This window comes from Nocardia brasiliensis NBRC 14402 (genome assembly GCF_000308475.2).
Classification (GTDB): domain Bacteria; phylum Actinomycetota; class Actinomycetes; order Mycobacteriales; family Mycobacteriaceae; genus Nocardia; species Nocardia brasiliensis.
In genome coordinates, this window is record NZ_BAFT02000054.1 from 126,451 (window position 1) to 132,938 (window position 6,488).

At 69.6% G+C, this 6,488-nt stretch carries 5 protein-coding genes and 1 pseudogene; 3 read left to right on the top strand and 3 right to left on the bottom strand.

Annotated elements, in window-relative coordinates; translation table 11 throughout:
- The first annotated feature begins 75 nt into the window (after nucleotides 1-75).
- Nucleotides 76-825: an alpha/beta fold hydrolase gene (locus TY25_RS16785; protein WP_042257187.1), complete on the top strand. Its 750-nt coding sequence runs from the start codon at nucleotides 76-78 to the stop codon at nucleotides 823-825.
- A gap of 20 nt (nucleotides 826-845) precedes the next feature.
- Here the strand turns inward: TY25_RS16785 and TY25_RS16790 are convergent, their stop codons facing one another.
- Both TY25_RS16790 and TY25_RS16795 read right to left on the bottom strand, forming a co-directional pair.
- Entirely contained in the window at nucleotides 846-1,385 is a 540-nt protein-coding gene (locus tag TY25_RS16790) for a GNAT family N-acetyltransferase (protein ID WP_226887248.1), read from the bottom strand.
- Nucleotides 1,385-2,602, bottom strand: coding sequence for an MFS transporter (locus tag TY25_RS16795; RefSeq protein WP_042257189.1), 1,218 nt, complete (start codon nucleotides 2,600-2,602; stop codon nucleotides 1,385-1,387). The genes TY25_RS16790 and TY25_RS16795 overlap by 1 nt, the downstream gene beginning before the upstream one ends.
- Before the next feature lie 418 nt (nucleotides 2,603-3,020).
- Here TY25_RS16795 and TY25_RS16800 point away from each other — a divergent pair, with 418 nt between their 5' ends.
- Nucleotides 3,021-4,727 (top strand): flavin-containing monooxygenase, encoded by a 1,707-nt coding sequence (locus TY25_RS16800; RefSeq protein ID WP_042257190.1) that lies wholly within the window; start codon nucleotides 3,021-3,023, stop codon nucleotides 4,725-4,727.
- Nucleotides 4,728-4,853: 126 nt separating this feature from the next.
- Nucleotides 4,854-5,795, top strand: coding sequence for a LysR family transcriptional regulator (locus tag TY25_RS16805; protein WP_063602735.1), 942 nt, complete (start codon nucleotides 4,854-4,856; stop codon nucleotides 5,793-5,795).
- Here TY25_RS16805 and TY25_RS43230 read toward each other — a convergent pair.
- A pseudogene (locus TY25_RS43230) lies at nucleotides 5,765-6,488 on the bottom strand (hypothetical protein); the annotation flags it as partial. The gene TY25_RS16805 and the pseudogene TY25_RS43230 sit on opposite strands and share 31 nt — an antisense overlap.

Genomic DNA, 6,488 nt, shown 5'->3' on the forward strand with positions numbered 1-6,488 from the left:
AAGGAACGATGTGTTCAGTAAAGACTGAACACGCAAAACTTGTCAACCCGGTACCGCCGGTTACGATCCGGGGTCATGACGAAGTTCAAGACGTGGGACGGCCTGGAACTCAACTATCGGGTCTGGGAGGGCGAGGGTGTTCCCGTCGTGTTGCAGCACGGGGTGGTCGCGGATACCAACGCGAACTGGATGAGCACCGGTGTCGTGCGCGCGCTGCAGGCCGCCGGGCGCACCGTGGTGTCGCTGGACGCGCGCGGGCACGGCCGCTCCGCGAAGCCGCACGACGCCGCGCAGTACACCTGGGAGTTCATGGCCAAGGACCTCAGCGCGCTGTACGACGAACTGGGCTTCGATCGGGTTGTGCAGGTGGGCTATTCGATGGGCGCGATCATCTCGCTGCTCGTCGCCGCCGCCGACAAGCGGGTCGAGCGCCTCGCCATCGGTGGCGTCGGTTCGGGCGTGCTCGACTGTGGCGGGGTCGACCGCCGGGTCGTCGAACTGCCTGCGCTGCAAGCCGCGATGGGTGCGGACACGTCCGGCGTGCCGCAGCTCGCGATGATGTTCCGCATCCTCGCCGACGCGGTGCAGGCCGACCGGGCGGCCATCACAGCGCTGGCGACCGGACTGGATTCCCGGCCGATCGAAGGGCTGTCCGGCATCGCGGTGCCGACGCTGGTGCTGGCCGGGGACAACGATCCGTTCGCCGCCGAGCCCGAACGCCTCGCTGCGGCGCTACCCGACGGCAAGCTCGCCCTGGTACCGGGCGATCACCTGATGGCGGTCGTCGCGCCCGATTTCCATGCCGCGCTGACCGAATTCGTGTGAGTTCGTGCCGCGTCCAGGCACTAGACGGTCAGCCGCAGCACGAAATCGTGGTGCGTCTGGTTGCCGACGGTGAAGGACTTGGTGCCGACCTGGACGAACCCGTGTTTGGCGTAGAACCGCTGTGCGCGCGGGTTCGCCTCGTTGACGCCGAGCCACACCGCGGCGAAACCGCCCTCGCGCGCCCGTTCCAGCGCCGCATGCATCAGTGCCGTCGACACGCCGGTGCCATGATGGCCGGGTAGCACGTACATCTTGCTGATCTCCACCATCGGGCGCACGTCCAGTACCCGCGCGACCTCGGGATCGGCCGGCTCGCCCGCGATGAGCATCGCGTAGCCGACGATGTCCTCGCCCGCGACCGCCTTGAGCACGGTCCGGGCCGGATCGCTCAGGTACTCACCGAAGCGGTCGCCGGAGAGCGCCTCGGTGACGAACAGGTCGATGTCGTCGGGCGTGGCATCCGGCGGGCAGGCCAGCGGAAAGGTCGCCGCGGCAACGTCACTGAGTTCCTCGGCGTCCCACAGACCGGCCCGGTCGACGATGACTGGGATGTTGCTCATCAATCAAGTAGAGCACGGTCGTCCGCAGAGGTGGGATGTTTATCGGCTTCCGGCCGGGCGTGGAACACCCGCGCGAGCCCGATCAGCAGCACCGCGAACAGCAACGGGATCACGAAGCCGACGCGGTGCCCGAAACCCGCCGCGACCGCGCCGACCACACCACCGCCGATCAACGTGCCCGCGTAGTTGAACAGGTTCAGCCGGGCGATGAGCGCGTCCAGGCCACGCCCACTGGTCAATTGCCCTGCCTCGCTGAAGCACAGCGGCGCGATCACCGGCATGCCCGCGCCCGCGATCAGGAATCCGACGATCGCGACGAGCGGGCCCGGCGCGACGATCACGACCAGCAGGCCGCTCGCCCCGATCAACGCCGCGGTCCGCACCACGCGTCGCGGACCGAAGCGCCGGACCAGCAGGTCGCCGGTGAGCCGAGCCACCAGCGAGGCGCCCTGATACGCGGCCAGCGCGAGCGCCGCGGTCGCCGAACCGGCCAGCAGATCATCGGTCAGATACAGCGCCGACCAGTTGCCGACGGCCAGGTCGATCGCGAACACCAGCGCCATCGCGATGCCGAACACGAGATAGGCGCGCAACGCGACCTTTTCGGCGTGGGGCATCTCCCGCTGCTCGGCCGGACCCGCTTCGGCCTGCTGCGCGCCGAGCAGTCGTGGCCCGAGCACCGCGCCCGCGACGAGCACGATCCCCGCCGCGCCCAGCAGCGTCTCCCGCAGCGTCACCGCCAGCGCCTCGCACCCCGAGACGAACAGTGCGCCGGCGATCGAACCCGCGCTCCACGCGGCGTAGAACGAGGACAGAATGAACGTCCCGTACCTGTGCTGAATGAAGACCGCCTGCATATTCGTGCTCGCGTCCACGATGCCGACCGCGATCCCGTAGCAGCCGAGCGCGAGCAGCAGTATCGCCGTGTTCGGCGCGAACGCCACCGCGGTGCCGGTGATCGAGATCAGCAGCAGACCGGTGCGCACCGCGACCCGGCTCGACCAGCGCAGCGCCAGCCGCTCGGCGGCCACGCTGCCACCGCCCGCCAGCAGCGAGACCAGCACCACCGAGCCGACGATCAACCCGTCGGAGAGCTCGAACTTGTCCTTCTGCTGCGGTAATTCGGTCAGCACCACGGCGAAGAAGAAGCCCTGCAACCCGAATGCGACCGAGTTCGCGATCCGGGCACCCCGCAGGCCGGGCACGATCGAACTCATCTGCGCAGGGTATCGAGGTGCCGGGGACTGCGCGAGCGGAATCGGCGCTCCCGGTCGGCGAGCTGGTGCTCGTCGGGCCGGCTTCCGCCAACCGTGACGAACCTCATTTCCGAATCCCGCGGCGTTCGAACCCGGCCGCACGAGCAGCCATCTCGCGGTCGGTCATGGCGTCCACTACTGCCTCGGCGCGGGTCTGGCCCGGTTGACGGCGCGGACCGCGCTCACCCACCTGGCGCGGCGCTTTCCCGCGTCGCGCCTCGCGGTCGCGGCGGACGAGCTGCGCCGGCGGGAAAGCATTCTGATCCGCGGCCTGATCGATCTGCGGTGGACCCGGCGGCCGCCATGCGGGTTGTGCATTGACACATCGTTTCGGGCAACCGACTTTGCTGTGCGCCGTGAGCGACGTAATCTCTCGCCCATGACGAGCGGAAACCGCATCGCGATCGTCGGCGCGGGTATCGCAGGTCTTGCCTGCGCGAAAGTGCTGATCCAGAAGGGTTTTCCGGTCGAGATATTCGACCGTGCACCCGATGTCGGTGGCGTGTGGAGTGCGACCCGCAGGTACCCCGGGCTGCGAACGCAGAATTCCAAGAACACCTATCACTTCTCGGATTTCCCGATGCCCGCGGATTATCCGAAGGTCCTCGACGGTCAGCAGATGCAGGCCTATCTCGACGCCTACGCCGACCACTTCGGCCTGCGGGCGCACCTGCGCCTCGGCACCGAGGTGGTCGCGGCCGATCCGGTGGACAGCGGCTGGCTGCTGGAGATCCGCGACGGCAGCGGCATACATCGGAGCTCCTGCGATCACCTCATCATCGCCAACGGTGTGTTCAGCGAGCCCGCGGTCCCGGATTACCGTGGCGCCGACCTGTTCCGGGCGGCCGGCGGCCAGCTGGGGCACTCGACCGAACTCGGCGATGTCGAGGCGGTGCGCGGCAAGTCGGTCGTCGTGGTCGGCTACGGCACGTCGGCCTGCGAGATCGCGACGGCGGTGAGCGAGGTCGCCGCCTCGACCACCGTGGTGGCGCGGCGGCTGCTGTGGAAGCTGCCGCGCAAGCTGGGCCGGGCCTTCGACTACGAGCGGATGCTGCTCACCCGTTTCGGCCAGGCACATTTCCACCACCGCGAACCCGGCCGGATGGACCGCTTCCTGACCGGATCGGGAAATTCGTTCCGGGTCAGCAATTTCGACCTCATGCAGGAACTCGCGACCAAGCGCCTGCGGTTGCGCGAACTCGGCCTGCTGCCCGAGGGCGGCTTCGAGCAGATCGCGGAAAGCACCCTCGGCATCGCTTCCGAAGGCTTCTACGAGCAGGTGGGCAACGGCCGCATCGTGGTGCACCGCGACACCACCATCACCGAGATGCGCGGTGGCCGTGAGGCTCCCGCCGTGGAACTGTCCAATGGTGCGGTCGTGCCCGCCGATATCGTGGTCAGCGCCACCGGCTTCCAACAGCGGGTGCCCTTCCTGACGCCGTACGTGCAGCGCAGGCTCACCGACGAGCACGGCAACTTCCGATTGCACCGCCAGATCCTGCCGCTGGACGTGCCGAATCTCAGCTTCGCGGGCTACAACTCGTCGTCCATCAGCACGGTCAGCGCGGAGGCCACCGCGCACTGGACCGCCGCCCTGCTCGCGGGCGAACTGCGCCTGCCCGACCGCGAGGTGTTGAGCGAACAGATCGACGCGCGCCTGAACTGGCTGGCCGAGCAGACCAACGGCCACCACGCGCACGGCACCGTGGTCACGCCCTTCTCCATCCGCGACATCGACGAGTTGCTGCGCGATCTGAAGTTCAAGCTGCCGCTCGGCACCCGTGCGGTGCAGTGGTTGCGGCCGCTGCGGCCGGAGTCCTACCGCGGACTGTCCGCCAAGCAGCACATCGAGCCCGAACCGGCCCCGCCCGCCGCGGTGGTCGAGCAGACCACCGGTCATCCCGAATTCGGACCGACCTCGGGTCATCCCGAGTTCGGCCCCCAGGGCCCGCCGCAGGCGCCGCGTCCCGAGTTCGGACCGCAGTCGACCGAACTCAGGACCCCGGATCCGCTCGCCGACGCGCCCACCGAATTCCTGCCCGTCCAGGCCCGCGGGCCCGCGGATCAGCGTGCGGGTGGACGCTAGACCGGACGTCGAGACAGGGCCTGAGCCCTTCGGCTGACGAATCCACTGCGGCGCGGCCAGGACTCGCCGGGGGTTGTCGGCACCACAATGTTGGGTGCGGACCATTCCACTGGTGATAATCCAGGGATGGAGGCGCTGGACATGAATCTGCTCGTGGCCCTCGATGCGCTACTGGAGACGAACAGCGTCACGCGGGCCGCCGAGCGGCTGCACACCTCCCCGCCCGCGATGAGCCGGACATTGGCTCGACTGCGCCGGGTGCTCGGCGACCCGCTGCTGGTCCGGGCGGGCCGCACGCTGGTACCGACACCGCGCGCACTCGAATTGCGGTACGAGGTCGCCACGTTGGTGGCTCAGGGCCGGGCGCTGCTCACGACGCAGGCCGCCATCGATCCGAGTGGGTTGAAGCGCAGCTTCGCGATCCAGGCCGAGGACGCCGTCCTCGCCGACTTGACCGCCCCGCTCCTGACCGCCGTGCGCGCGCAGGCGCCGGGCGTGACACTGCGCTTCCTGCCCGAGACCCGCGAGGGCGCCGCGGCCTTGCGCGACGGACGGGTGGACATCGAGGTCGGCGTCATCGAACACGCCGACCCGGCGACGACGGTGCGCCGAGTTCTCGGGGACCGGATGCTCGGCATCGCCGCCGCTGATCATCCGCTGGTCACCGGGAGGGTCACCGTCGCCAGGTTCGCGACGGCCGCGCACCTGAGCATCTCGCGTACCGGGCAGGCCCGCGGCCCGATCGACGACCGGCTGGCCCTGCACGGGCGCACCCGGCGCGTGGTGGCCACCGTGCCGAATCTGACCGCCGCGCTGTTCGCGGTGCAGGCCAGCGATCTGGTGTGTCCCGCGCCCGCGCTGCTCAGCAGGTCGGCGCTGCCCGCTTTGGGGTTGTGCGCGTTCGAGATTCCGTTGCCGCTGCCCGAGGTGCCGATCGGCATGGCCTGGCATCCGCGCAATACCGCCGACGCCGGGCACCGCTGGTTGCGCGAGCTGATCGCCGCGGTTCTCGCGCGCACGGCCGGCGACGCGGCCGCTCAGGACGAGGGCGGGCTGGACAAGCGATAGTCGCGCGGCGTGTCCGTGCTGCGCTCGGGCTGATACCCGGTCGAACTCAGATCGGTCGCGGGCGGGCCGAAGATGTCGTTGCGCCCGAGCGGGGCCGCCGCGGTCTTCTTCAGTTCGTCGAGCATCGCCTGCAGCTTGTCCACGTGCGTGTTGTCCACGGGGATCAGGCTTTCGTCAGAGGCGCGGTGCGCCCCGGTGAGCGCGACGCCGTTCTCCTCCGGCGCGGCGCCGTTCGTGCGGCCCGCGCCGTAGTCACCGCTGTCGTGCGCGGAGGGAACCATGCTCTCGTACGGCTTTTCCTGCGGACTGGTGAAGTTCTGATAGGGCGACCCGATCGATTCGCGCGGGGCGGTGAAGCTCGACTGCCGCGACGGCAGGGGCTCGCGCGGTGTCGGCGCCGTGAATTCCTGCGCGGCGGGCGTCGGTTCGCGCGGCACGGCGACCGGTTCGCGCGGCGTGGTGATCTGCTCCCGCGCCGCCTGGATCGGCTCGCGCGACGCCGTGATGGGTTCGCGCGACGCCGTGACGGGTTCGCGGGGCGTGGGTGCGGTGAATCCGGAGGGGGAGTGCTGCTCGGGGGTCACGGGTTCGCGAGGCGCGCTGAAACTGCGTTGCGGCACCGCGTTCAACTCGTGCGCGGCGGAATCGCGGGCCGTGCCGTTCTCGCTGCCCGCGCCGCCCTCGTAGCGCCGG

What these genes read in the sequence shown, in the direction of transcription:
- TY25_RS16785 (WP_042257187.1), top strand. Translation starts at nt 76, where the DNA reads ATGACGAAGTTCAAGACGTGGGACGGCCTGGAACTCAACTATCGGGTC.
- TY25_RS16795 (WP_042257189.1), bottom strand. Translation starts at nt 2,602, where the DNA reads ATGAGTTCGATCGTGCCCGGCCTGCGGGGTGCCCGGATCGCGAACTCG.
- TY25_RS16800 (WP_042257190.1), top strand. Translation starts at nt 3,021, where the DNA reads ATGACGAGCGGAAACCGCATCGCGATCGTCGGCGCGGGTATCGCAGGT.
- TY25_RS16790 (WP_226887248.1), bottom strand. Translation starts at nt 1,385, where the DNA reads ATGAGCAACATCCCAGTCATCGTCGACCGGGCCGGTCTGTGGGACGCC.
- TY25_RS16805 (WP_063602735.1), top strand. Translation starts at nt 4,854, where the DNA reads ATGGAGGCGCTGGACATGAATCTGCTCGTGGCCCTCGATGCGCTACTG.